This window comes from Streptomyces sp. NPDC057616 (assembly GCF_042800575.1).
Lineage (GTDB): Bacteria > Actinomycetota > Actinomycetes > Streptomycetales > Streptomycetaceae > Streptomyces.
Map to the genome: position 1 here is coordinate 8,425 of NZ_JBHVGU010000048.1, position 25,190 is coordinate 33,614.

General features: G+C 71.6%; 24 protein-coding genes and 1 riboswitch. Of the genes, 18 read left to right on the forward strand and 6 right to left on the reverse strand.

The features are described 5' to 3' along the window. Positions 1-197 precede the first annotated feature (197 nt). A riboswitch (SAM riboswitch) is annotated at positions 198-314 on the forward strand. Positions 315-475: 161 nt separating this feature from the next. Next, positions 476-1,837, forward strand: coding sequence for an aminotransferase class V-fold PLP-dependent enzyme (locus ACFU97_RS39795; RefSeq protein WP_384266488.1), 1,362 nt, complete (start codon positions 476-478; stop codon positions 1,835-1,837). A gap of 54 nt (positions 1,838-1,891) precedes the next feature. Here the strand turns inward: ACFU97_RS39795 and ACFU97_RS39800 are convergent, their stop codons facing one another. Both ACFU97_RS39800 and ACFU97_RS39805 read right to left on the reverse strand, forming a co-directional pair. Next, positions 1,892-2,173: an Lrp/AsnC family transcriptional regulator gene (locus ACFU97_RS39800; protein ID WP_384266490.1), complete on the reverse strand. Its 282-nt coding sequence runs from the start codon at positions 2,171-2,173 to the stop codon at positions 1,892-1,894. After that, a complete protein-coding gene (locus ACFU97_RS39805) occupies positions 2,170-2,904 on the reverse strand; it encodes a rhomboid family intramembrane serine protease (RefSeq protein WP_384266493.1) in 735 nt (244 codons plus the stop codon). The genes ACFU97_RS39800 and ACFU97_RS39805 overlap by 4 nt, the downstream gene beginning before the upstream one ends. A gap of 166 nt (positions 2,905-3,070) precedes the next feature. Between ACFU97_RS39805 and ACFU97_RS39810 the strand changes: the two genes are divergently transcribed. The 5 genes from ACFU97_RS39810 to ACFU97_RS39830 all read left to right on the forward strand — a co-directional run bounded on the left by ACFU97_RS39810 (position 3,071) and on the right by ACFU97_RS39830 (position 8,423). Continuing rightward, the gene (locus tag ACFU97_RS39810; RefSeq protein WP_020137397.1) at positions 3,071-3,310 is read left to right on the forward strand and encodes a hypothetical protein; all 240 of its coding nucleotides are present in this window, start codon (positions 3,071-3,073) and stop codon (positions 3,308-3,310) included. Positions 3,311-3,344: 34 nt separating this feature from the next. Continuing rightward, positions 3,345-4,688 carry an NYN domain-containing protein gene (locus tag ACFU97_RS39815; RefSeq protein ID WP_384266496.1) on the forward strand — a complete coding sequence of 448 codons (1,344 nt, stop codon included), beginning with the start codon at positions 3,345-3,347 and terminating at the stop codon, positions 4,686-4,688. A 223-nt stretch (positions 4,689-4,911) separates the two neighbouring features. Continuing rightward, entirely contained in the window at positions 4,912-5,946 is a 1,035-nt protein-coding gene (locus ACFU97_RS39820) for an NlpC/P60 family protein (protein ID WP_384266594.1), read from the forward strand. Positions 5,947-6,182: 236 nt separating this feature from the next. Further along, entirely contained in the window at positions 6,183-7,199 is a 1,017-nt protein-coding gene (locus ACFU97_RS39825; RefSeq protein ID WP_384266498.1) for an NlpC/P60 family protein, read from the forward strand. A 33-nt stretch (positions 7,200-7,232) separates the two neighbouring features. Then, the gene (locus ACFU97_RS39830) at positions 7,233-8,423 is read left to right on the forward strand and encodes a hypothetical protein (protein WP_384266501.1); all 1,191 of its coding nucleotides are present in this window, start codon (positions 7,233-7,235) and stop codon (positions 8,421-8,423) included. Positions 8,424-8,441: 18 nt separating this feature from the next. Here the strand turns inward: ACFU97_RS39830 and ACFU97_RS39835 are convergent, their stop codons facing one another. After that, positions 8,442-9,671, reverse strand: coding sequence for a glycosyltransferase 87 family protein (locus tag ACFU97_RS39835; protein WP_384266502.1), 1,230 nt, complete (start codon positions 9,669-9,671; stop codon positions 8,442-8,444). A 146-nt stretch (positions 9,672-9,817) separates the two neighbouring features. On the opposite strand from ACFU97_RS39835, the gene ACFU97_RS39840 reads away from it, so the two are divergent. Continuing rightward, positions 9,818-10,960, forward strand: a complete 1,143-nt coding sequence (locus ACFU97_RS39840; RefSeq protein ID WP_384266504.1) for a glycosyltransferase family 4 protein — start codon at positions 9,818-9,820, stop codon at positions 10,958-10,960. Positions 10,961-11,043: 83 nt separating this feature from the next. Further along, positions 11,044-12,633 (forward strand): GMC oxidoreductase, encoded by a 1,590-nt coding sequence (locus tag ACFU97_RS39845; RefSeq protein ID WP_384266596.1) that lies wholly within the window; start codon positions 11,044-11,046, stop codon positions 12,631-12,633. Positions 12,634-12,652: 19 nt separating this feature from the next. On the opposite strand, the gene ACFU97_RS39850 is transcribed toward ACFU97_RS39845, so the two are convergent. Further along, the gene (locus ACFU97_RS39850; protein ID WP_384266506.1) at positions 12,653-14,449 is read right to left on the reverse strand and encodes an AMP-dependent synthetase/ligase; all 1,797 of its coding nucleotides are present in this window, start codon (positions 14,447-14,449) and stop codon (positions 12,653-12,655) included. 294 nt (positions 14,450-14,743) lie between these two features. On the opposite strand from ACFU97_RS39850, the gene ACFU97_RS39855 reads away from it, so the two are divergent. From ACFU97_RS39855 to ACFU97_RS39880, 6 genes are all read left to right on the forward strand, one after another. Continuing rightward, positions 14,744-15,541 carry a metallophosphoesterase gene (locus ACFU97_RS39855; protein ID WP_384266508.1) on the forward strand — a complete coding sequence of 266 codons (798 nt, stop codon included), beginning with the start codon at positions 14,744-14,746 and terminating at the stop codon, positions 15,539-15,541. A gap of 126 nt (positions 15,542-15,667) precedes the next feature. After that, the gene (locus ACFU97_RS39860; protein WP_384266510.1) at positions 15,668-16,111 is read left to right on the forward strand and encodes an SRPBCC family protein; all 444 of its coding nucleotides are present in this window, start codon (positions 15,668-15,670) and stop codon (positions 16,109-16,111) included. 70 nt (positions 16,112-16,181) lie between these two features. Further along, positions 16,182-17,351 carry an ArsA family ATPase gene (locus tag ACFU97_RS39865; RefSeq protein ID WP_384266513.1) on the forward strand — a complete coding sequence of 390 codons (1,170 nt, stop codon included), beginning with the start codon at positions 16,182-16,184 and terminating at the stop codon, positions 17,349-17,351. Positions 17,352-17,408: 57 nt separating this feature from the next. Further along, entirely contained in the window at positions 17,409-17,906 is a 498-nt protein-coding gene (locus ACFU97_RS39870; RefSeq protein ID WP_384266515.1) for a DUF5304 domain-containing protein, read from the forward strand. 118 nt (positions 17,907-18,024) lie between these two features. After that, positions 18,025-18,978 carry an ROK family glucokinase gene (locus tag ACFU97_RS39875; RefSeq protein ID WP_384266518.1) on the forward strand — a complete coding sequence of 318 codons (954 nt, stop codon included), beginning with the start codon at positions 18,025-18,027 and terminating at the stop codon, positions 18,976-18,978. A 76-nt stretch (positions 18,979-19,054) separates the two neighbouring features. Next, positions 19,055-19,822, forward strand: a complete 768-nt coding sequence (locus tag ACFU97_RS39880) for an endonuclease/exonuclease/phosphatase family protein (protein WP_384266520.1) — start codon at positions 19,055-19,057, stop codon at positions 19,820-19,822. Here the strand turns inward: ACFU97_RS39880 and ACFU97_RS39885 are convergent. Both ACFU97_RS39885 and ACFU97_RS39890 read right to left on the reverse strand, forming a co-directional pair. Continuing rightward, positions 19,819-20,391, reverse strand: coding sequence for a hypothetical protein (locus ACFU97_RS39885; RefSeq protein ID WP_384266522.1), 573 nt, complete (start codon positions 20,389-20,391; stop codon positions 19,819-19,821). The two genes, ACFU97_RS39880 and ACFU97_RS39885, sit on opposite strands and share 4 nt — an antisense overlap. Further along, positions 20,384-21,163 (reverse strand): alpha/beta hydrolase, encoded by a 780-nt coding sequence (locus tag ACFU97_RS39890; RefSeq protein ID WP_384266599.1) that lies wholly within the window; start codon positions 21,161-21,163, stop codon positions 20,384-20,386. Before ACFU97_RS39890 ends, ACFU97_RS39885 begins: the two co-directional genes overlap by 8 nt. A 157-nt stretch (positions 21,164-21,320) precedes the next feature. On the opposite strand from ACFU97_RS39890, the gene ACFU97_RS39895 reads away from it, so the two are divergent. From ACFU97_RS39895 to ACFU97_RS39910, 4 genes are all read left to right on the forward strand, one after another. Further along, positions 21,321-22,082 (forward strand): lysophospholipid acyltransferase family protein, encoded by a 762-nt coding sequence (locus ACFU97_RS39895; RefSeq protein ID WP_384266601.1) that lies wholly within the window; start codon positions 21,321-21,323, stop codon positions 22,080-22,082. A gap of 61 nt (positions 22,083-22,143) precedes the next feature. Then, positions 22,144-23,337: a MacS family sensor histidine kinase gene (gene macS, locus ACFU97_RS39900; protein ID WP_384266603.1), complete on the forward strand. Its 1,194-nt coding sequence runs from the start codon at positions 22,144-22,146 to the stop codon at positions 23,335-23,337. Beyond that, positions 23,334-24,011: a response regulator gene (locus ACFU97_RS39905; protein WP_384266524.1), complete on the forward strand. Its 678-nt coding sequence runs from the start codon at positions 23,334-23,336 to the stop codon at positions 24,009-24,011. Before macS ends, ACFU97_RS39905 begins: the two co-directional genes overlap by 4 nt. Positions 24,012-24,120: 109 nt before the next feature. After that, positions 24,121-25,149, forward strand: coding sequence for a 6-phosphofructokinase (locus tag ACFU97_RS39910; RefSeq protein ID WP_384266526.1), 1,029 nt, complete (start codon positions 24,121-24,123; stop codon positions 25,147-25,149). Positions 25,150-25,190 lie beyond the last annotated feature (41 nt).

Consider the following 25,190-nt stretch of genomic DNA (forward strand, 5'->3'; position numbering starts at 1 on the left):
GGTGGGTTCACTCCCCTCCACCCCAACAAGAGTGGTGTGGGGTTGTGGGGGGGCGCCAAACAGTCTGTGGCCCCTCCGCCCCCCCCCCCCCCTTCGTGCCTTCCCCCGCCCTCCCGCCCCCCCCACGAGCGGGATCGCGGTCCCGGAATCCGGACACGGGTTGCGGGACCGCGATCACTTCACGTACGTTTTTTCCAGGTCATGAGTGACAGTCATGAGGCCCCGGCCGACTGTCCGGCAACCCTCCGTCCGTGGCGGGGTGCCCCGGGTGAAGACCAGGCCGTAGGCAGCGAGGTCTACGGCAAGCGCGGATCCCTCGTACACCAGGGGTCCTGGTCGTCGAGGAGCCTTCTGTGAGTCAGCGAATGCGCTAGGGCGTCGAGCCCCGCCTCCGCGTACCCCTTTTCACCTTGTCCCGTGCTCGAGCCGTACCCGCTCGCACGGTGAATCCGCCGACCCCTCACAGGAGTTCGCCATGTCTGTCTCCACCGCTGCCTCCGCCCCCTCCGTCTGTGCCCCGCTGCCCGTCCTGGGCCGGGACGTCACCGTCCCGCTCGTCACCGGCGGCGAGGTCGGCTACGCGGCGCTCGACTACGCGGCCAGCGCGCCGGCCCTGCAGCGCGTCTGGGACGACGTGGCGGCCTACGCCCCCTACTACGGCAGCGTCCACCGCGGCGCCGGATACCTGTCCCAGCTGTCGACCGACCTGTTCGAGAACGCCCGCCGCACGGTCGCCGAGTTCCTGGACTGCCGCGGCGACGACCAGCTGGTCTTCACCCGCTCCACGACCGACTCGCTGAACCTGCTCGCCCGGGCGCTCCCCGCCGGCTGCCAGGTCTTCGTCTTCGAGACCGAGCACCACGCCGGCCTGCTGCCCTGGCAGGACGCCCGGGTCACCTACCTGGACGCGCCGCGCACCCCGCAGCAGGCCGTGGCGACCCTGGAGCGCGCCCTCGCCGACCGTGACCCGTACGGTCCGGCGCTGGTCTGCGTCACCGGCGCCTCCAACGTCACCGGTGAGCTGTGGCCGGTGCGGGAGCTGGCCGCCGCGGCGCACGCCCACGGCGCGCGGATCGTGCTGGACGCCGCGCAGCTGGCTCCGCACCACCCGGTCTCCGTGCGGGAGCTCGACGTCGACTGGGTCGCCTTCTCCGGACACAAGCTGTACGCGCCCTTCGGCTCCGGTGTGCTGGCCGGCCGCGCCGACTGGCTGCGCGAGGCCGAGCCGTACCTGGCCGGCGGCGGCGCCAGCCGCAAGGTCACGCGGCGCGAGGACGGGGGAGTGGACGTGGAGTGGCACGACAGCGCCGCCCGCCACGAGGCCGGCTCCCCGAACGTGATCGGCGCCTACTCCATCGCCTCGGCCTGCAAGGCCCTGACCGAGGCGGGCTTCGACTCCCTGGTCGCGCGCGAGCAGCACCTGATCGGCAGGGTCCGCGAGGGCCTGGCCGACGTCGCGGAGGTCGAGGTCCTGTCCCTGTTCGGCGACGACGCGCCCCGGGTCGGCGTGATCTCCTTCGTCGTCGAGGGCTGGAACAGCTCCCACTTCGCGGCCGCCCTCTCCGCCGAGTACGGCATCGGCGTCCGCGACGGGCTCTTCTGCGCGCACCCCCTGGTGCGCACCCTCCTGGGCAGCGACCCCCAGACCCAGGGCGAGTGCGGCGCCCCCGAGGCCGCGCCCGGCGAGAAGTCCCTCAACGCCATCCGGGTCAGCTTCGGCGCCGGCACTCCCGACGAGCACGTGGACCGCTTCGTCGCGGCCGTGCGGGAACTGGTCCAGCAGGGCGCGAAGTGGCAGTACCGCACGGAGGACGGCCGCTGCGTACCGGCGGTCTGACGACGCCGGGGCCCCGCGTCCGAGGATGACGCGGGGCCGGTCCGGTCAGGCCGGTCAGGAGTCCAGGCCGATGGCGAACGCCGCTTCCAGGTCGTGCTGGGAGTAGGTGCGGAAGGCCACGTGGGTGTCCGTGGCCTCGACGCCGGGGATCTTGCTGATGCTGCCCGGGATGACCTCGGCCAGGTCCTCGTGCTGCCTGACCCGGACCATGGCGATCAGGTCGTACGTGCCGGTGACCGAGAAGACCTCGCTCACGGACTCCAGCGCCGCGATGGACTCCGCGATCTCGGGGATCCGGTCCACGCTGGTCTTGATGAGGACGATCGCGGTGATCACGGCTGGTTCTCTCCCTCAGGGGCCGGAGCAGGGGCGGACTTCACTCTAGCCGTACGGCCGAACCGCACCCAGGCGTAGCAGAAGCCCAGCCCGAAGCCCACCAGGTGGGCCAGATAGGCGACCCCCGGCCCCTGGTCCGCGCGGCCCGCCGCCAGCCACTGCAGGCTCGCCCAGAAGGGCAGGACGACCCAGGCGGGAAAGCGCACCGGGAGGAAGAGGAGGAACGGGAGCAGGCTTGTGACCCGGGCGGTGGGGAACAGGTAGAGAAACGCGCCCAGGACGGCGGAGATCGCCCCGGACGCCCCCACCAGCGACTGCCCGGAGGCGGAATTGGCGGCCGCGTAGCCGAGCAGGGCCAGGTAGCCGCAGCCGAGGTAGAAGAGGGCGAACTCCGTGCGGCCCATCCGCTCCTCGGTCATCACGCCGAAGACGTAGAGGAACAGCATGTTGCCGAGCAGGTGCACCCAGTTGCCGTGGACGAACAGGGCCGTGGCAGGGGTCAGGGCGGCCCTCGGGGAGCCCTGGAACAGCTCGGCCGGAATCACCCCCCACCGGTGGAAGTACGCGCGCTGGGCGGCGAGCAGCGCGTCCCCGGAGCCGTAGGCGTGATTCAGGCCCGAGGCGGGGCCGATCACGAAGACCAGGCAGCACAGGACGAGCAGCGTGCAGGTCACGGGAGCCGACGGATGCCGGCTCGTTCCGCTGACGGTCGGGCTCCGGTGGCTGATCATGGATACAGAGCATGACGCAAGGGGGCGTACTCGCACAGAACGCCTCGCCGCCGTGGACAGGCGGGCGGCGGGTCGCCGCCAGGCCGTAGGGTTACGGCCACACGCTCCAGGGAAGCTGGCGCGTCGCGGACAATAGACGGCCTAGAAGGAAAAGGTACAAGTCACGATGACGGTTCCCCTGCCGACCGCCTCGACACGGTGGCGCTGCACCCTCTGCGGCAACCTCACGCGGTTCGACGTGACCCGCTCGTCGAAGGTGGTCGAGTACGTCCACCTCGATCTGGCCGGTGAGCCGAAGGTCGAGGAGCGCGAGGTGGTCAGTGAGACCATCGAGTCGGTGCGCTGCCGCTGGTGCAACGCGGTGGACCAGGTGGAACTCGTGGACAGGCCGGGCGCCGACTCCTGAGCGGAGCGGCCCCACAGGTAATGGGGTGTGACGGATGGTGGAGACCGCGGGCGGGGGGCCGGGCGACGGCACCGCCGAGGTGCTTGACCGTCCGCTGCCCGACGGAGTGCGCCGCAGGGTCGTCCAGATCGTCTCGGACGGGTTCGGCGGGCTGACCGTCTCCGAACTGCCCGCGCAGCTCAGGCAGTACGCCCGCTTCACCCCCAGCCGCCGGGCCAAGTTCGCGGGCAACGCGATGGCGGCCGCGCTGGAGACCGAGCCCCTGTTCCGGCAGCGGATCGGGGAGAAGCTCAGAGAGGCCCAGCCGGAGCTGGCCGGCGCCCTCGACTCCGGCTCGCCGCCCCCGGCCGCGGACCCGCTCGACGTGGCGGCCGCGGCCTATGTTCTGCGGCCCACCGGCTGGGTGAAGCTCGTGACCGCGGCCGGCGAGGAGGCCCTGCGGGCCGACGCCGAGCGCGCCGACGAGGAGAGCCGGGCCGAGCTGGAGCGGCTGCGCGAGGAGCTCGACCGGGCCCGTGAGCAGACCCGGCTCGACACCGAGCGGCTGCGCGCCGACCTGGACACGGCCCGCAAGGAGGCCGACGCGGCCCACCGCAAGCTGCGTGCGGCCCTCAGCGACGTCAAGCGGGGCGAGGCGGCCCTGCGCAAGGTCCAGGGCGAGATGGACGCCGCACGCGCCGAGGCGCAGGCGCAGGTGTCCGCCGCGGAGAGCGAGTCCCGGCGCCTGAAGGGGCGGCTCGCCGAGGCGGAGGCCGCCCTGGAGGCCACGCGCAAAGCGGCGCGTGAGGGGCGCAGTGTCGAGGACATGCGCGTGCGCCTGCTGCTGGACACCCTGCTGGACGCGACACAGGGGCTGCGCCGGGAGCTGGCGCTGCCACCCGTCTCCGTACGGCCGGCCGAGACCGTCGATGCGGTGGAACCGGGACGAATGACCCCGAAGGACATCGCCGCCCGGGCGCTGTCCGAGCACGACCCGGCGATCCTGGACCAGTTGCTCGCCCTGCCCCAGGCCCACCTGCTCGTCGACGGCTACAACGTCACCAAGACCGGCTATCCCCAAATGCCCCTGGAGAAGCAGCGGTTGAGGCTGCTCGGCCAGCTCTCGCAGCTCGCCGCGCAGACCGGCGCCGAGGTCACCTGCGTCTTCGACGGGGCCGAGCTGGCCGCGCCGGTGCTGCTGGCGCCCCCGCGCGGCGTGCGTGTGCTGTTCTCCAAACCGGGCGTGACGGCCGACGAGTTGATCCGCCAGCTGGTGCGCGCCGAGCCGCCGGGACGGCCTGTCATCGTCGCCTCCACCGACCGCGAGGTGGCCGACGGGGTGGCCAAGGCGGGTGCCCGGCCGGTCGCCTCCGCGGTGCTCCTGAAACGGCTTTCCTAGGGTGCTGTCCCTAAGGTCGAACTTCTAGGTTTAATGCCCGAATTGGTGGGATCGTCACGCAACGTAGTGTCAACCGCGCATCACCGCACGTGAGTTGTGTGTAAAGAATGCATGCTGTGACGAGATTTTGCTCCTGAGGATTTGATCTGATCACGATGGGGTCACTAGGGTCTGGCTCCGAACCTCCGAGCGGGTGATCACTCAGAAGAAGGAGTTCACCTTCGTGGCGACCCACCGTCGACCCAAGCAGCCGAGCCGTGCGCGCGTGACCGTGCTCACCACCGCCGCTGCTGCCGCCGTAGCCATCAGCGCCCAGGCCGCCAATGCCGCGCCCAGTGAGAAGCCCTCCAAGGACGAGGTCAAGGCGAAGGTCGACAAGCTGTACGAGGAGGCCGAGCAGGCCACCGAGAAGTACAACGGCGCCAAGGAGAAGCAGGAGAAGCTCCAGAAGGAGATCTCCACCATCCAGGACAACGTCGCCCGCGGCCAGGAGGAGCTCAACGAGCTCCGTGACTCCATAGGCATGGCGGCGGCCGCGCAGTACCGCTCCGGCACCATCGACTCCTCCCTCCAGCTCTTCCTGTCGTCGAACCCGGACGACTACCTGGACAAGGCGTCCACCGCGGACCAGCTCAGCGCCCAGCAGGTCGAGGCGCTGAAGAAGATCCAGGAGAAGCAGCGCGAACTCGCCCAGGAGCGCGCCGAGGCGTCCGACAAGCTCAAGGACCTCGCCTCCACCCGCACCGAACTGGGCAAGAAGAAGAAGCAGGTGCAGAGCAAGCTCGCCGAGGCGCAGAAGCTGCTCAACACCCTGACGGCCGCCGAGAAGGCGGCGCTCGCCGCCGCCGACCAGCGCGCCAGCCGCTCCGCCGCCGACCGCGTGGACCTCGGCAACACCGGCTCCGCCTCCGGCCGGGCCGCCGCGGCCTTCTCCGCCGCCCAGAGCCGGATAGGTTCGCCCTACGTCTACGGCGCCACCGGCCCGTCCTCCTTCGACTGCTCGGGCCTGACCTCCTGGGCCTACGCCCAGGCCGGCGTGTCCATACCGCGCACCTCGCAGGCCCAGGCCAACGCCGGCACGCGCATCTACAGCGAGAGCCAGCTCAAGGTCGGTGACCTCGTGCTCTTCTACGGCGACCTCCACCACATCGGCCTCTACGCCGGCAACGGCCAGGTGCTGCACGCACCGCACACCGGTGCCACCGTGCGCTACGAGTCGATCGGCAACATGCCGTTCCAGTTCGGCGTCCGGATCTGACACCCGGGCCCGCAGCCCGTATCAAGATCAGCACAGCGTGCCGCCCGAACGGGCGAATTGCGTGAACCCGCACTGACCCCGCGCCCCGCCGATGACCTGCGTCAGCGGCGGGGCGTCACGTTGTGTTGCCCCGGAGGTCTTTGGCCGCCGCCCCGCCGCGGGGCTACTGTCTGCCGCGTTTCCCCGCTCCGGCGGGGAGGCAGTCCTTGTCGCCAGCGGAAGGAGCGCGGCTTCCCGTGGGGTCCCATCGCCGCCTTGCACCGACGTCCGGGTTCAACCGGGGCGCCGGCGCCGCCCTGTGTGTCCTGTCCGCCGCGGCCTCCGCGCTCGGCGCGCTGCCGGCCACCGCCGCCCCGCACGACAACACCAAGGCCGAGGTGGACCGCCTCTACGCGGAGGCCGAGAAGGCGACCGAGGCGTACAACAAGGCAGGCGAGAACGCGAGTACGCTGCGCCGGCAGGTGAGCGAGGCACAGGACCGCATCGCGCGGCAGCAGGAGCGCATCAACACCATGCGGGAGTCGCTCGGTTCGCTGGCCGGCGCCCAGTACCGCTCCGGCGGCATCGACCCGGCCCTGGCCCTGCTGTTCTCCGACGACCCGGCCGACTACCTCGACAAGGCGGCCGCCCTCGACCGGATCGGCGCCCACCAGGCCGGCGAGCTCAGGGATCTGCAGTCCGCGATGCGCGAGCTGTCCCAGGAGCGCGCCGAGGCGGTCCTGAAACTGGCCGACCTGGACAAGAGCCGCAAGGCGGTCGCCGCCCACAAGAAGACCGTCGAGAAGAAGCTCGCCAAGGCACGCACCCTGCTCAACTCCCTTCCGTACGCGGCGCGTGCCGCCTACGACCGCGCCTCCCGGGACGGCCGCGGCGTCATCCCGGACTTCGGCAGCGCCCTGCCCGCCTCGGCCCGCGCGGCCGCCGCGATCGCCGCCGCCCGCTCGGTGCTCGGCATGCCGTACATCTGGGGCGCCTCGGGCCCCTCCGGCTTCGACTGCTCGGGCCTGATGCAGTGGTCGTACGCGCAGGCCGGGATCCATCTGCCGCGCACCTCGCAGGAGCAGCGGTACGCCGGCCGGCGGATCCCGCTCTCCGAGGCGCGCCCCGGCGACCTGATCGTCTACCGGTCCGACGCCAGCCATGTCGCGATGTACATGGGCAACGGCGAGGTGATCCACGCACCCCACCCCGGGGCCGCCGTGCGCTACGACCCGGTGAACATGCTGCCCGTGTCCTCGGTCACCAGGGTCTGACCAACCGCCTTGATCGGCCTTACGATCGGAAAGGTGGCTGGTCGTAGGCGGGCGTCGGGATGCGCGGTGGTGGCGCTCGTGCTGCTGCTCGTCTCCCTCGTGGGCTGCGGCGGCCCGGCCGCCGGTGCGGCCGGGCAGGCCGATCTCCAGCGGGTCCTCGACCGCCGGTCCACGGCCGTCCTCGACCGCGACCGGGCGGCCTTCGCGAGGACGGGCGCGCCCGGCTGGTTCGAGAACCTGCGCGGGGTGCCGCTGGCGTCCTGGTCGTACCGGGTGACGGCCCTGCACGGCAGCGGCGACCGGGCCACCGCCGACGCCGAACTGCGCTACCGCATCGAGGGATACGACAACGCTCCCGTCACCGTCGGGCGCATCCTGACCCTCACCAAGGACCGGGGCGGCCACTGGTACGTGGAGACCGACAAGCCCGCCAGGAAGTCCGCCCAGCAGCTGTGGGACCAGGGCCCGGTGACGGTCGTACGGGGCCGGCACAGCATCGTCCTGGGCACCGGGCAGTCCAGCGAGTCGCTGCACACCTACGCAGACCTCGCCGACGACGCGGTGCCGAACGTGTCCCGGGTGTGGGGCCTGGACTGGACCGGGCACGTCGTGGTGCTCGTGCCGGGTTCGGTGGAGGGCATGGCCGGGCTGCTCGGCTCGCCCGCCTCCCAGTACCGCGGGATCGCGGCGGTCACCACCGGCGAGGTCGGCGGCCCGCCGCAGGCGCCCGCGGACCGCATCGTGGTCAACCCGGACGCGTACGCCCTGCTCGGCCCGGTGGGCAAGCAGGTCGTGCTGACCCACGAGACCACCCATGTCGCCACCCGCGCCCACACCAACGCCGCCACCCCGCTGTGGCTGTCGGAGGGGTACGCCGACTGGATCGGCTACCTGAGCACCGACCGCACCCCGGCCGAGGCCGCGCCGGAACTGGCGCGTGCGGTCGACGACGGGCACGTGCCGTCCGCTCTGCCGACGGACAAGGACTTCGGGTTCAGCGGCGACCCCACGAAGCTCGCGGAGTCCTACGAGGGCGGCTGGCTGGCCTGCCGGCTGATCGCGGACCGGTGGGGCCAGGAGCGCCTCGGGCAGTTCTACCGGGCGGTCGGCGACCACACATCGCGCGCCGGCTCGGTCGAGGACGCGATGAGAAAGGTCCTCGGTACGGATCCGGACGAGTTCACCCGGCAGTGGCAGGACTACCTGCGGACCCAACTCGGCTGATCCGGGCGGCCGGTGGCCTCAGGAGGACGTCGACGCCTCGCGGGTGCGGGTCGCCTGGGCCGGCAGCGGCGGCACCGGCTCGCGCGGCACCGTCGACCGCCACAGCTCCACGGCGGAGAACACGGCGGCTGCGAGCAGCAGGCCGTTGCGCAGGACGAGGAGCGTGATGCCGAGGGTGTCGCTCGTGACGACGTGCTGGAACCAGACGGGGAACTCCAGGACCGTCACGAAGGCGGCCGCGACGACCAGCCACACCGGCAGCCGCATACGGCTGCCGCGGAAGCACAGGCACACGGCCGCCGTCCCGACCAGCCAGACCATGTACTGCGGGCTGATCACCCTGCTCGTGGCCGTGAACATCAGCACCGCCACGAAGGCGGCGTCGGCGAGCGTGTTCGGCAGGAACCGCGTCGCCATCAGCCGCCACAGCAGCAGCCAGCCGAAGGCGATCCCGGTCAGGAAGAGCGCGGCCGAGCTGACCAGGGTGACGTAGGGGCCCAGGAACTCCACCGAGCCGTAGTTCAGCAGCACCTGGCCGTTCCAGCCGAAGTGCCGGGCGACGTGGAAGACGAGGGAGCCCAGCGACTCCACCTCGGTGCCGCGGTTGCGCTGGAAGGTCAGGAAGGCGAGCGAGCCCGGCATGGTCAGCGCGAACAGTGCCGCGATCGCGAGCGCGGTCGCCGCCGCCCACGCCCATGCGCCGCGCCTGCGGGCGCCGACCAGCAGCAGCGCCGGCCACACCTTCAGCATCGCCCCGAAGGCCAGCAGGGCGCCCATCAGGCGGGGACGCCGGGCGCCCGCCAGCAGCCCGGCCACGGCGACGGCGGTGACCATCACGTCGTAGCGGGCGTAGACGGTCGGGCCGAGCAGCGGGACGCCCACCACCCACACCCAGGCGCCGCGCAGCGTCTTGCCGGGGCGCAGGCCCGCGTACAGCAGCAGGAGGAGGACGACGAGATCGGCCAGGAAGGCGAGCACGAAGAAGGCCTTCGCGTACGACAGGAAGCCCAGCAGCGCGGGCGAGAGGATCGCCAGGGCTGCCGCGGGCGGGTACTGCCAGGTGACGTCGGTCTGCGGGAAGGCGCCGTGGCGCAGCGTCTCGTACCAGCCCTGGTAGAACACCGACACGTCGGTGGTGACGTCCGGGCCCGGGAAGACGAACACCTTGAAGACGAAGAGCAGCAGCAACAGCCTGGTCAGGCCCCAGGTCCCCAGCAGCCCCGCCAGGGACCGCCTCGCCGCCGCCATCTCCACCGAGGCCCCCGTCCGTCCGTGTCCTTCTCCGGGAGCCGCGCTCCACCCTTGAGGAGAACATGATGTCCTGCCCGGCTGTGTGCTTGCCATAAACGTGGCCGTGACGAGCTGTGAGCGCCGGTTGGGTAGGGTCGGCGGCGATGCACAAGACCCTGATCGTGACGAACGACTTCCCGCCCCGCCCGGGCGGCATCCAGGCGTTCCTGCACAACATGGCGCTGCGGCTCGACCCCGAGCGGCTCGTCGTGTACGCCTCCACCTGGAAGCGCGGCCGGGAGGGCGTACAGGCCACGGCCGCCTTCGACGCCGAGCAGCCCTTCACCGTCGTACGCGACCGTACGACGATGCTGCTGCCCACCCCGGCGGCCACGCGTACGGCCGCCGGACTGCTGCGGGAGCACGGGTGCACCTCGGTGTGGTTCGGGGCGGCGGCGCCGCTCGGGCTGATGGCGCCGGCGCTGCGCAGGGCGGGCGCCGAGCGGCTGGTGGCCACCACCCACGGGCACGAGGCCGGCTGGGCGCAGCTGCCCGCCGCGCGCCAACTGCTGCGCCGGATCGGGGAGTCGACGGACACGATCACCTATCTCGGCGAGTACACGCGCTCCCGGATCGCCACCGCGCTGACGCCGCGGGCGGCCGGGCGGATGGTGCAGCTGCCGCCGGGCGTCGACGAGAAGACCTTCCACCCGGCGTCGGGCGGCGACGCGGTCCGGGCGCGGCTCGGGCTGACGGACCGGCCGGTGGTCGTGTGCGTGTCCCGGCTGGTGCCGCGCAAGGGGCAGGACACCCTCATCCGCGCCATGCCGCGCATCCTGGCCGCCGAGCCGGAGGCGGTGCTGCTGATCGTCGGCGGCGGCCCGTACGAGAAGGACCTGCGCAGGCTGGCGCACGAGACCGGTGTGGCCGGTTCCGTGCGCTTCACGGGCGCCGTGCCCTGGTCGGAGCTGCCCGCGCACTACGGCGCCGGCGACGTCTTCGCGATGCCGTGCCGCACCCGCCGGGGCGGGCTCGACGTCGAGGGGCTCGGCATCGTCTACCTGGAGGCCTCCGCGACCGGGCTGCCGGTCGTCGCGGGCGACTCCGGCGGCGCCCCGGACGCCGTGCTCGACGGCCAGACCGGCTGGGTGGTGCGCGGCGGCAGCCCCGAGGAGGCCGCCGACCGGATCACCGTGCTGCTGGGCGACGCGGAACTGCGGCGCCGTATGGGGGAGCGGGGACGGGAGTGGGTCGAGGAGAAGTGGCGCTGGGACCTTTTGGCGGAGAAGTTGAAGACGCTGCTCTAGGCGGAAGCGGATAATCCGCCGATGCTGCGCGCATGACAGCAAAACTGATGCAGCGTCAGCTGACGAGACGTCACATACTGGGCATGATGGCCCTCCAGACGGCCGCCGCGGCCGGTCTCACCCGCATCGGTCTCACCTCCGCGCAGGCCGCCGAGGAGGCGGCCGCGGTCGACAACGCGCCCGCCGTCGTGGTCGGTTCGGGCTACGGCGGCGCCGTAGCCGCCCTCCGGCTCGGCCAGGCCGGCATCCGCACCCTCGTCCTGGAGATGGGCCGGCTGTGGAACACCGCCGGCTCCGACGGGAAGATCTTCTGCTCGACGGACGCGCCGGACCAGCGCTCCATGTGGTTCCGCACCCGCACCGAGGCCCCGCTGGCCACGTTCCTGTGGCTGGACGTCGTCAACAAGGGCATCTCCCCCTACCCGGGCGTCCTGGACCGCGTGCACTTCGACAACATGTCGGTCTACCTGGGCCGGGGCGTCGGCGGCGGCTCCCTGGTCAACGGCGGGATGGCGGTCACGCCGCTCCAGTCGTACTTCACCGAGCAGTTCCCCACCGTGGACGCGGCCGAGATGTACACCACCTACTTCCCGCGCGCCCGCTCCATGCTCGGCGTCAACACCGTCGACCCCGCGTGGTTCGAGTCGACGGAGTGGTACCGGTTCACCCGGACCTCCCGGAAGGCCGCGGCCAACGCCGGCCTGAGGACCACGTTCGTGCCGAACGTCTACGACTTCGGCTACATGCAGCGCGAGGCCGCCGGCACGGCCACCGGGTCCGCGCTCGCGAAGGAGGTCATCTACGGCAACAACTACGGCAAGCGCAGCCTGGACAAGACGTATCTGGCCGCCGCGCTGGGCACCGGCAACGTCACCATCAACACCCTGGAACGGGTGAAGGCCATCAGCCGGGCCGGCGACGGGAGCTGGCTGCTCACCGCCGACCGGATCGACATCTCCGGGGCGGTCGTCGAGACCAAGCAGTACAGCTGCACGTACCTGTTCCTCGGCGGCGGCAGCGTCGGCACCACCGAACTGCTGGTCCGGGCCCGCGACACGGGCGCGCTGCCCGCGCTGAACTCCAGCGTCGGGGCCGGCTGGGGCACCAACGGCAACACCATGCTGGGGCGCGCCAACCACATCTGGGACACCGTCGGCGCCAACCAGTCGACCATGCCGGTCATGGGCATCGACGACTGGGCGAACACCGCCAACCCCGTCTTCGCCGAGATCGCCCCGCTGCCCATCGGGTTCGAGACCTGGGTCAGCCTCTACCTGGCGATCACCAGGAACCCGGAGCGGGCGACGTTCACGTACGACGCGGCGAGCGACGGGGTCAGACTCGGCTGGAGCGCCGCGCAGAGCGCCGTCTCGGTGGCGATGGCCAAGAAGCTCTTCGACCGGATCAACGCGGCCAACGCCACGATCTACCGCTACGACCTGTTCGGCTCGGCCGGCAAGGTCTTCGCGGACGACTTCTGCTACCACCCGCTGGGCGGCTGCGTGCTGGGGAAGGCGACCGACGACTACGGCCGGGTCAAGGGCTATCCCCGGCTCTACGTCACCGACGGCTCGCTGGTGCCCGGCTCGATCGGCGTGAACCCCTTCGTGACGATCACGGCCCTCGCCGAACGGACGATGACGCGGGTCCTCGCCGAGGACACCGCGCCATGACGCACCGCGAGCAGGCGTACTACTTCGCGTAGATCGCCTCGATCTCGCCCGCGTAGTCCTTCGCCACCACGTTGCGCTTGAGCTTCAGGGAGGGCGTGAGGTGGCCCGACTCCTCCGTGAACTGGGAGGACAGAATGCGGAACTTCCGCACCGATTCCGCCTTCGACACCGCGGCGTTGCCGTCGTCGATCGCCGTCTGGATCGCGGCCACCAGGTCGGGGTCCTCGCGCAGCGACGCCGCGGTGGAACCCGCCGGCTTGCCGTGCTCGTCGGCCCAGCGGCCCAGGAACTCGTCGTCGATGGTGACCAGCGCGCCCACGAACGGCCGCCCGTCGCCCACCACCATGCACTCCGCGACCAGCGCGTGCGCCCGGATGCGGTCCTCGATCACGGCCGGGGCGACGTTCTTGCCGCCCGCGGTGACGATGATCTCCTTCTTGCGGCCGGTGATCCGGAGGTAGCCGTCCTCGTCGAGGGTGCCGATGTCACCGGTGTGGAACCAGCCGTCGGTGAGCGCCTCGGCCGTCGCGGTCTCGTTGTTCCAGTAGCCCTTGAACAGGTGCTCGCCGTGCAGCAGCACCTCGCCGTCGTCCGCGATGCGGATCACCGAGCCCGGCAGCGGCTGGCCGACCGTGCCGATCTTGGTCCGGTCCCACGGGTTGAACGCGGTGGCCGCGCAGGACTCGGTCAGGCCGTAGCCCTCCAGGACCGTGAAGCCGATGCCGCGGAAGAAATGGCCCAGCCGCTCGCCCAGCGGGGCGCCGCCGGAGATGGCGTACTCGCCCCGGCCGCCGAGCACCGCGCGCAGCTTGCTGTAGACGAGCTTGTCGAACGTCTTGTGCTTGATCTTCAGGCCGAGCGAGGGGCCCGTGGGGGTGTCCAGCGCCTTGCTGTAGGCGATGGCGGTGTCCGCGGCCTTGTCGAAGATCTTGCCCTTGCCGTCCGCCTGCGCCTTGGCGCGCGCGGAGTTGTAGACCTTCTCGAAGACGCGCGGGACGCCCAGGATCAACGTCGGCCGGAAGGAGGCCAGTTCGTCGGTGAGGTTCTTGATGTCCGGGACGCAGCCGAGTTTGATCGGCGCCATCATCGGGGCGATCTGGACCAGCCGGCCGAAGACGTGGGCGAGGGGCAGGAACAGCAGGACGGAGCACTCGCCGGTGCGGAACAGGGGCCGCAGGCGCTCGACGATGTTGCCGCACTCGGCGAAGAAGCTGCGGTGGGTGAGCACACAGCCCTTGGGCCGGCCTGTGGTGCCGGAGGTGTAGACGATCGTCGCCGGGTCGTCGGCCCGCGCCAGCGAGCTGCGGTCCTCGACCATCCCGTCGGTGACGCCCTTGCCGAGGGTGCGCAGCTCCTCGATCCCGCCGGCCTCGATCTGCCAGATGTGCTTGAGGGCGGGCAGCCGGTCGCGCACCGACTCGACGGCGGCCAGGTGGTTGTCCATCTCGACCACGATCGCGCTGGCGCCCGAGTCGGAGAGGATCCACTGCACCTGCTCCGGGGAGCTGGTCTCGTAGACAGGCACGGTGATCGCGCCCGCGCACCAGATCGCGAAGTCCAGCAGCGTCCACTCGTAGCGGGTGCGGGACATCAGGGCGACGCGGTCGCCGGGCTGGATGCCGGAGGCGATGAGCCCCTTGGCGGCGGCGTGCACCTCGGTCAGGAAGGCCGCGGCGGTCACGTCCTGCCAGGCGCCGCCCACCTTGCGGGCGATGACGGCGACATCGGGATGCTGCGCGGCGTTTCTGCGGACGATGTCGGTCAGATTGCCGTCCGCAGGGACCTCGTACAAAGCCGGAAGGCTGAACTCGCGCAAGACTGCTGCTCCTCATAGGGCGCCGGCGCCACGACGTTGTGTGATGCGACGGGGGTCCACGGCTCGGGCAGGTGCTCAGGTGTTCAGAGGTTGAAATCCTGAGCACGACTGGACGGCCCGGACGTTACCCGCCGGTATGGCTTCTTCGACAGGGGGTTCCGGCGAGATGTTCGCTGCGTCACACAGGCTGGTGTTCCTTCGCGTACGGTAGTCCACCCGCTAACTGACTGGCCAGTAACCGCGGGGTCGCCCGCCACTGTTCACGTAGACCGCACACGCTTACTCTTGATCGCCATGGCATCCACACCGGCCGGCAACCGTAAAACACGTGTTCATGTGGTCAGCGACGTGCACGGCAACGTCCGTGACCTGGCCGCGGCCGGCCAAGGGGCCGATGCCCTGATCTGTCTCGGTGACCTCGTCCTCTTCCTCGACTACGCCGACCACTCGCGCGGGATCTTCCCCGATCTGTTCGGCCGGGAGAACGCCGACCGCCTCGTCGAGCTGCGCACCGCCCGCCGTTTCGAGGAGGCGCGCGAGCTCGGGGCCCGGCTGTGGCAGGGCATCGGCGCCGACCGGGCCGCCGTCATCGAGCAGGCGGTGCGCAAGCAATACGCCGAGATGTTCGCCGCCTTCCCCACTCCGACGTATGCCACCTACGGCAATGTCGACATGCCACCCCTGTGGCGCGAGTACGCCGGGCCGGGCACCTCGGTGCTCGACGGCGAGCGCGTGGAGATCGGCGGCCGCACCTTCGGCTTCGTGGGCGGCGGCCTCAAGACCCCCATGCGCACTCCGTACGAGATCGATGACGAGGAGTACGCGGCCAAGCTGGAGGCCGTCGGCGAGGTCGACGTGCTGTGCACGCACATCCCGCCGGAGGTGCCGGAACTCGTCTACGACACCGTCGCGCGCCGCTTCGAGCGCGGCAGCCGGGCGCTGCTGGAGGTGATCCGCCGCACCCGCCCGCGCTACGCCCTTTTCGGCCATGTCCACCAGCCGCTGACCCGGCGGATGCGGATCGGGACGACGGAGTGCGTGAACGTCGGGCACTTCGCCGGGACCGGAAGGCCATGGGCGCTCGAATGGTGAGTGAGCCCTCCCGCCGGAACGCAGGTGGGGGTGAACTCCGGTGCTCACGTGCGCGGTAGCCTTCACGCTGCACACACGTGCGCAGGACGACCTCTCTACCGGCCCGCATCTGGAGGAGCCACAGCGATGGCGGAACACACCAGCTCGAGCATCACGATCGAGGCGGCACCGGCCGATGTCATGGGGGTGATCGCCGACTTCGCCCGCTACCCGGACTGGACCGGCGAGGTGAAGGAGGCGGAGGTCCTCGCGTCGGACGCGCAGGGCCGCGCCGAGCAGGTCCGCCTGGTCATGGACGCCGGCGCGATCAAGGACGACCAGGTGCTCGCGTACACCTGGACCGGGGCGCACGAGGTCTCCTGGACGCTGGTCAAGTCCCAGATGCTGCGCTCGCTCGACGGCTCCTACATCCTGAAGCCGGCGGGCGCGGGCGGCACCGAGGTCACCTACCGGCTGACGGTGGACGTCAAGATCCCGATGCTGGGGATGATCAAGCGCAAGGCCGAGAAGGTCATCATCGACCGGGCCCTGGCCGGACTGAAGAAGCGCGTCGAGTCCGGGGAGAAGTAGGCCGCGGGAGCGCTGTACCGGAAGCCGCCCGCACACGCCCGCGGGCCGGCCTCCGTTACCGTTCAGCCTCATGCGCACCATCCTGATCACCGGCCCCGGCGGCAGCGGTCGTACCACGGTCGCCGCCGCCACCGCTCTGGCCGCCGCCCGCGAGGGAACCCGCACCCTCGTCCTGAGCGCAGACCGCACCGACACCCTCGGCGCGGCCCTCGGCGCGGCGACGGGGCCCGAGCCCACGCGGACCGCCCAGGACCTCACCGCCTGGCGCCCCGACGCCGCCGCCGGTTTCCGGGACGACCTCACCGCCTTCCAGGAACGGGCGGCCCGCGTCCTCGACCTGCTCGGCGCGGCCCGGCTGGACGCCGAGGAGGTCACGCCCCTTCCCGGCGCCGAGGAGCTCAGCTTCCTGCGGGCCCTGCGCGACGCCGCCCTCTCGGACCGCTTCGACCTGCTGGTCGTCGACCTGCCGCCGGTGGCCGACGCGCTCGCCCTGCTCTCCCTGCCCGAGGAACTCCGCCGCTATCTGCGCCGGCTGCTCCCGCCCGAGCGCCAGGCGGCCCGCGCCCTGCGCCCGGTCCTCGGCAAGCTGGCCGGCGTGCCCATGCCCTCGGAGTGGCTGTACGAGACCGCCGACCGCTGGGACACCGAACTCGCCGCCGTCCAGGCCGTGCTCGCCGACCCCGGCACCAGCGTCCGGCTGGTCGCCGAACCCGGCCCGGCCGGTACGGACGCCGTCCGGGGCGCCGGGCTCGGCCTCGCCCTGCGCGGTCTGCGCCCCGACGCCCTGGTCGCCAACCGGGTGCTGCCGGAGCAGGCGGCCGAGGGCTGGCTGGCCGCCCCCGTCGCCCAGCAGCGCAAGGCGCTGGAGGAGTGGCGGGAGTCGTACGACGTCACGGCCGTCGGCCACCTCGGCCGCGACCCGCGCGGCACCGAGGACCTGGCCGCGCTCCCGGTCCCCGGCGTCAAGGAGACGGGCTCCACGGTCGAGTGGACCGTCGAGGACCGGCTCGCCGACGACGGCGTGCTCGTCTGGCGGCTCCCGCTGCCCGGCGCCATACGCGACGATCTCGACCTCATCCGGCGGGGCGACGAACTCGTCGTCGCGGCGGGCCGGTTCCGCCGGATCGTGGCGCTGCCGTCCGTGCTGCGCCGTTGCACCGTCGAGGGGGCCGGACTGCGCGAGGGCGAGCTGCGCATCCGGTTCGCGCCGGACCCCGATCTGTGGCCCGGGACCCGGTGAAGCACATACGCCCGTTCGGGTAACGTCGTAGAGACGAACCGTAGTCAGGAGGTCGTCATGAGCGAAGAGCTCCCCCCGTCCGACGCCGAGGAGCACGAGGCGATCGACGAGGCGCGGGCGACCGACGCCGACGCCTGGTCGACGGCGTGCGCCGAGGATCTCGCGGCGGAGAAGGCCCGCCGCCGTGTCGAGTACGGCCCGCCGCCGGGCTCGGCCGCCGAGGAACTGCGCAAGCTGGTCGACGCCGTCTCGGACAAGCTGTCGTCGATCCAGTCCCCGCTGCTCGGCTCCGTCGCCGGACCCGCCGCGCAGCAGGTGGTGCGCCAGGTCGTCGAGCAGGCGAAGGCCGCCGTCGAACCCGTCATCGAGCGCAACCCGGACGTCTTCGACCACCTCGCCGCCGCGGGCGGCGAACTGCTGGCCGCCTACCGCTCCGCGGTCCAGGCCCAGGAGCAGCGCTGGACGACCCGCGCGGCGGACCTGCGCAAGGACCTCGACGAGCGCCGGGACGACGGCGAGGGCACCGGTCCCGGACAGCGCATCGACCTGGACTGATTCCTCCCTCCCGCACCACCGCCGGGCACCCGTCTGCCCGGCGGGTGGACGACGCGGATGTGACGGCAGGGCCTCGGGTACGGTTGCCGTAGCGGGGCTCGACCGAACTGAGGGATTCATGGGACTCACCATCGGCGTCGATATCGGCGGTACCAAGATCGCGGCAGGCGTGGTCGACGAGGAGGGCAACATCCTCTCGACGTACAAGGTGCCCACCCCGGGCACGCCTGACGGGATCGTGGACGCCATCGCCTCCGCCGTGGAGGGCGCGCACGCCGGGCACGAGATCGTGGGCGTGGGCATCGGCGCTGCCGGATACGTGAACCGGCAGCGCTCCACCGTGTACTTCGCGCCCAACATCGACTGGCGCCAGGAACCGCTGAAGCAGAAGGTCGAGGCCCGCGTGGGCCTGCCCGTCGTCGTGGAGAACGACGCCAACGCCGCCGCGTGGGGCGAGTACAAGTTCGGCGCCGGCAAGGGCCACCGCAACGTCATCTGCATCACCCTCGGCACCGGCCTGGGCGGCGGCATCATCATCGGCAACAAGCTGCGCCGCGGCCACTTCGGCGTCGCCGCCGAGTTCGGCCACATCCGGATGGTGCCGGACGGCCTGCTGTGCGGCTGCGGCTCGCAGGGCTGCTGGGAGCAGTACGCCTCGGGACGCGCGCTGGTCAGGTACGCCAAGCAGCGCGCCAACGCGACCCCCGAGAACGCCGAGATCTTGCTCGGCCTGGGCGACGGCACCCCCGACGGCATCGAGGGCAAGCACATCTCCATGGCCGCCCGCCAGGGCGACCTGGTCGCCGTCGACTCCTACCGGGAGCTCGCCCGCTGGGCCGGCGCGGGCCTCGCCGACCTGGCCTCGCTCTTCGACCCCTCCGCCTTCATCGTCGGCGGCGGGCTCTCCGACGAGGGCGAGCTGGTCCTCGACCCGATCCGCAAGTCCTACAAGCGCTGGCTGGTCGGCGGCAACTGGCGCCCGGTGGCCGACGTCATCGCGGCCCAGCTCGGCAACGACGCGGGCCTGGTGGGCGCGGCGGACCTGGCCCGCGAACCCGACCCGATCATGTAGGTCCGAGGACGCCCGTACGTGATGAGCCCGCCGTGCCCCGCCCCGGGGCGGCGGGCCTCGTCGTATGTTGATCGCCATGGCGACTTCGATCCCGCTGCCCAACTCCCGCACGGAACCCGACGGTTCCGCCGTCATCCGTGTGCTCAGCTACAACATCCGCTCCATGCGCGACGACACCACGGCCCTGGCCCGGGTGATCGGCGCCTGCGCCCCCGACCTCGTCCTGATCCAGGAGGCGCCCCGTTTCTTCCGCTGGCGCAAGAAACTGGCCCGGCTGGCGGCGGCCTCGGGCCAGGTGATCCTCACCGGCGGGGCGACCGCGGCGGGCCCCGCGATCCTGTGCACCCTGCGCGCGACCGTCGAACGCACCGAGGACGTGCTGCTGCCGCTCACGCCCGGGCAGCACCGCCGCGGTTTCGCCACGGCCGTCGTCCGGTTCGGCGGCGCCCGGATCGGCGTGCTGAGCTGCCACCTCTCGCTGCAGAAGGACGAGCGCCACGAGCAGGGCGGCATGCTGCTCGACCGGCTCGCCGGCCTCGGCGTGGACCACGCGGTGGCGGGCGGCGACCTCAACGAGCGCCCCGGCGGCCCCACCTTCCAGCGCCTCGCCACCGATCTCCAGGACTGCCGGGCCGTCGCGCCCTGGGGCGGCGAGAACACCTTCAACCCGGTCACCCCCTTCCAGCGCATCGACGCGATTTTCGCGACGAAGGGCGTCGAGGTGCTCGGCTGCGGGGTGCCGCTGGAGCAGCCGGGGGTGACGGAGACAGACCTGAGGGCGGCCACGGACCACCTTCCGGTGCTGGCCGCCCTCAGAATTCCCGCCGATGTTCCCGCCGCTTAGACGACCGCTCCGCGCCCCGGGTCGTCGTCCTCCTCGTCGTCCGTCTTCATCCGCACCACCAGGGTGACGAAGCCGCCGACGAAGCCGCCGATGCTGAGCGTGGCGAGCCACCAGGTCATCTCCCAGCCGAGCACCACCGCCAGCAGGAGCAGGATCGGGCCGCCGATCACGCCGAGCCAGGCGAACTTCGCGGTCGTGTCGGCGGCGGGCAGGTCGGGCGGCTCGGGCGGGACGAAGTGGCCCTCGTCGTCCTCGTCGAAGTCGTCCTCCGACGGCTCGGCGGCCTTGAAGTCACGGGGGCCCACGCCGGGCGCGAAGGAGACCGAGCCGCCCAGGGGCTGCGCGGGCTTCTCCGGCTTCGGCTTCGGGGCCTCGTCCTCCGGCTGGTCGTTGGTCTCCGCCTCGAGCAGCGCCAGGTCCTCGATCGGCTTGAAGGGCTTGGAGCCCGGCGGATCCTTCGGCTCCTCGCCGTAGCCCGCGACGATGGCGGCCCAGGCCGCCGCCTCGTCGAAGGGGACGTCCTGCTCGTCCGGCTCGCGGCCCTCGCGGTCCGAGTCGTGCTCAGCCACCTACGGCCGTCCCTTCCTTGCCGACACCAGGTGCGATCCGGCCGATGAACGCGACGCTCTCGTCGAAAATCCGGTCCGCGTCATGGTCCAACGTCGCGACGTGGTAGCTCTGTTCCAGCACGATCTCGGTCACGTCCCGCGACGAGACCCGGCTGAGGATCCGCGCCGAGTCGGCGGGCGGGACCACGTGGTCCCGCGGACTGCGCAGCACCAGCAGCGGCTGGGTGACCTGCGGCAGTTCGCGGTCGACCAGCCGGAAGAAGTTCCGCAGCGAGTGGGCCGCGTGCAGCGGCACCCGGTCGTAGCCCAGTTCGGTGCTGCCCTCCTTGGCGATGTCGCTCGCGATGCCCGGCGTCGTCCGTACGAGATGACGTGCCACCGGAAGGGCGTAAGGGGAAAGGCCGTGCATGCGGTTCGCCGGGTTGACGACCATCACTCCGCGGACCGCCTCCCCGTGCTTGGCGGCCAGCCGCAGCGCCAGGGTGCCGCCCATGGACAGGCCCGCCACGAACACCTCGGCGCAGCGCTCGCGCAGGGACCGCAGCTCGCGGTCCACCTCGGCGTACCAGTCCTGCCAGCCGGTGAGCTGCATGTCCTCCCAGCGGGTGCCGTGCCCGGGCAGCAGGGGCAGCGAGACCGTGAGACCGCGCTCGGCGAGGTGCTTCGCCCAGGGGCGCAGCGACTGGGGGGAACCGGTGAAGCCGTGGCAGAGGAGGACGCCGATCTCCCCGCCCTCATGGCGGTACGGCTCGGCTCCAGGAAGGACCGGCACCATCGGTCTCCTGTTCATGAGAGTCACGTGAAGTCCAGGTGTGCTTCACCGTACGCGACGGCACTGACACCGACCAGGGCCGTCGGCGCCTTTGGGGGCGGGCCGGGTTAAGGTCTGAGCGAAGGAATCAGGAGGCACTCGGTTGTTGTACGGCACGATGAAGGTCGCCATCGGGGGACCGCTGAAGGTCGCCTTCAGGCCCTGGGTCGAGGGCCTCGAGCACATCCCGGCCGAGGGTGCCGCCATTCTGGCGAGCAATCACCTCTCGTTCTCCGACTCGTTCTTCCTGCCCACGATGCTCGACCGCAAGGTCACCTTCATCGCCAAGGCGGAGTACTTCACCACCCCCGGCGTCAAGGGGCGGCTGACGGCCGCCTTCTTCAAGAGCGTCGGCCAGCTCCCGGTGGACCGCTCCGGGGCGCGCGGCGCGGGCGAGGCGGCGATCAAGAGCGGCCTGGAGGTGCTGGAGCGCGGCGAGCTGTTCGGGATCTACCCCGAGGGTACGCGCTCGCCCGACGGCCGGCTGTACCGGGGCAAGCCCGGCGGCCTCGCGCGCGTGGCGCTCGCCTCCGGCGCGCCCGTCATCCCGGTCGCGATGATCGACACGGAGAAGATCCAGCCGCCCGGCCAGGTGATGCCCAAGCTGATGCGTCCCGGCATCCGCATCGGCAAGCCCCTCGACTTCAGCCGCTACCAGGGCATGGAGCACGACCGCTTCGTGCTGCGCGCGGTCACCGACGAGGTCATGTACGAGATCATGAAGCTCTCCGGCCAGGAGTACGTCGACATGTACGCGACCGCGGCCAAGCGCCAGATCGCGGAGGCGGCGAAGGCCGACAAGGAGGCCGAGAAGGCGGCCAAGGCCGCACTCGCGCAGGAGCAGAAGCAGCAGGCGGATAAGGAGAAGTCCGGGTCGTAGGGGCCGGGGACAGGGCAGTCTGGGGCCGGGGGTGGGGGAATTGCCCAAGCGCGAGAAGATCATGAGGATGTCGGTCGAGCAGCCGCTGTGGCGTGCGCTCGCCGCCTACCGGGTGCTCACGATGCTGTACGCGGTCGGCCTGTTCGCCACCGCCTACGACGAGTACGACCGGGCGGGCATCGCCATCGTCTACTACGTCGTCCTGTTCGTGTGGACCCTGGCCACCCTGCCCTTCGTGCAGAACGCGGCCTCCTGCACCAAGCGCTTCCTCGCCGTCGACCTCGCCATCGCGCTCACCGGCATCCTGCTCACCCCGCTCGCCGTCAACGACCAGCACATCCACAGCGGCGGCCCCACCCTGCCGTCGATATGGACCGCCGGCTCGGTCCTGGCGTACGCGATCAAGGGCGGCTGGCGCTGGGCGGCGTTCGCCTCCACGCCCGTCGCCGTCGCCAACCTCATCGAGCGCGGCGCCCCGGCCCGCGACACCGTCCACAACGTGATCCTCGTCTGGGTCGCCTCCATCGCCATCGGCTACGTCGTCGAGGTCGCCCGCGCCTCCGAGCGCACCCTCGCCCGGGCCCTGGAGATCGAGGCCGCGACGCGCGAGCGGGAGCGGCTCGCCCGCGACATCCACGACGGCGTGCTGCAGGTGCTGGCCATGGTGCAGCGCCGGGGCGCGGTCCTCGGCGGCGAGGCGGCCGAGCTGGGCCGGATGGCCGGCGAGCAGGAGGTCGCGCTGCGCACGCTGGTCTCCGGCGGCCTGCTCCCCGTCTCCCGCGCGTCGCAGAGTCCGGCCGAGGGCGCGATCGTGCGGGCCGTACGGGAGGAGCCGTACGACGAGGACGCCCCGGTGGACCTGCGCACGCTGCTCGCGCCGTACGCCGCCGCGAAGGTCAGCTTCGCCGAACCCGGCGCCCCCGTGCTGCTGCCCGCGGCGGCCGCGAAGGAACTGGCGGCCGCCGTCGGCGCCGCCCTGGACAACGTCCACCGGCACGCCGGCGAGCACGCGCGCGCGTGGATCCTCGTCGAGGACGAGCCCGGCGAGGTCGTCGTGACCGTCCGGGACGACGGGCCCGGCATCCCCGCGGGCCGGCTCGCCCAGGCCGAGGGCGAGGGCCGGCTCGGCGTGGCCCTGTCGATCCGGGGCAGGCTGCGCGAACTCGGCGGCAGCGCCGAGCTGATCTCGGTGCCGGGCCAGGGCACGGAGGTCGAGCTGAAAGTACCCAAGGAAGCGAAGGCGGGGCATCGATGAGTGAGCAGCAGGGCCCGATCAAGGTCATGGTGGTGGACGACCACCCCATGTGGCGCGACGCCGTCGCCCGCGACCTGACCGAGTCCGGCTTCGACGTGGTCGCCACCGCCGGCGACGGCGACCAGGCCGTGCGCCGCGCCAAGGCCGTCGCCCCCGACGTGCTCGTCCTCGACCTCAACCTGCCCGCCAAGCCCGGCGTCCAGGTCTGCAAGGAGCTCGTCGGCCACAACCCGGCCCTGCGCGTCCTGGTGCTGTCGGCGAGCGGCGAGCACGCCGACGTGCTGGAGGCGGTGAAGTCCGGCGCGACCGGCTATCTGCTGAAGTCGGCGTCCACCGACGAACTGCTCGACGCGGTGCGCCGCACGGCCGTCGGCGACCCGGTCTTCACACCCGGCCTCGCCGGCCTGGTGCTCGGCGAGTACCGCCGCCTCGCCTCCGAGCCCGCACCCTCCTCGGACCCGGACGAGCCCAGGGCGCCGCAGCTCACCGACCGGGAGACCGAGGTGCTGCGTCTGGTCGCCAAGGGCCTGAGCTACAAGCAGATCGCCGAACGCCTGGTCATCTCGCACCGCACGGTGCAGAACCACGTCCAGAACACCCTCGGCAAGCTCCAGCTGCACAACAGGGTCGAACTCGTGCGGTACGCGATAGAGCGCGGACTTGACGACGAGTAAACACCGCGCCTGACAGTTCACCGGAATTGCCCTTCCTGCCCATCCCTCTGTGACGCGGCTCACCATTAGCGTGACTGTCACCAGGCAACCGCGGCGAAGGGACTTTTCCATGCGGGTCGGAGTACTGACCGGAGGCGGCGACTGCCCCGGGCTCAACGCCGTCATCCGGGGCATCGTCCGCAAGGGCGTGCAGGAGTACGGCTACGACTTCGTCGGCTTCCGGGACGGCTGGCGAGGTCCTCTGGAGGGCGACACCGTACGCCTCGACATCCCGGCCGTGCGCGGCATCCTGCCGCGTGGCGGCACCATCCTCGGCTCCTCGCGCACCAATCCGCTCAAGCAGGAGAACGGCATCCGCCGGATCAAGGAGAACCTCGCCAAGCTGGAGGTCGAGGCGCTCATCGCCATCGGCGGCGAGGACACTCTGGGCGTGGCGGCACGCCTCACCGACGAGTACGGCATCCCCGTCGTCGGCGTGCCGAAGACCATCGACAACGACCTGTCCGCCACCGACTACACCTTCGGCTTCGACACCGCGGTCGGCATCGCCACGGAGGCCATCGACCGCCTGCACACCACCGCCGAGTCGCACATGCGCGTCCTCGTCTGCGAGGTGATGGGCCGTCACGCCGGCTGGATCGCCCTGCACTCCGGGCTCGCGGGCGGCGCCAACGTCATCCTCATCCCGGAACAGCGCTTCGACGTCGACCAGGTGTGCGCCTGGATCACGTCCCGCTTCAAGGCGTCGTACGCACCGATCGTGGTCGTCGCCGAGGGCGCCATGCCCAAGGACGGCGACATGGTCCTCAAGGACCAGTCGCTGGACTCCTTCGGCCACGTCCGGCTGTCCGGCGTCGGCGAGTGGCTGGCCAAGGAGATCGAGAAGCGCACGGGCAAGGAGGCCCGTACGACGGTCCTCGGGCACATCCAGCGCGGCGGCACCCCGAGCGCCTTCGACCGCTGGCTCGCCACCCGCTTCGGCCTGCACGCCATCGACGCCGTCCGCGACGGCGACTTCGGCAAGATGGTCGCCCTGCGCGGCACCGACATCGTCCGCGTCCCGATCGCGGACGCCACGGCCCGGCTGAAGACCGTGGACCCGGCCCTGTACGAGGAGGTCGGGGTCTTCTTCGGCTGACCCGGAGGGCCGCGCGGACCGGCCGACCGGACCGGCACGCC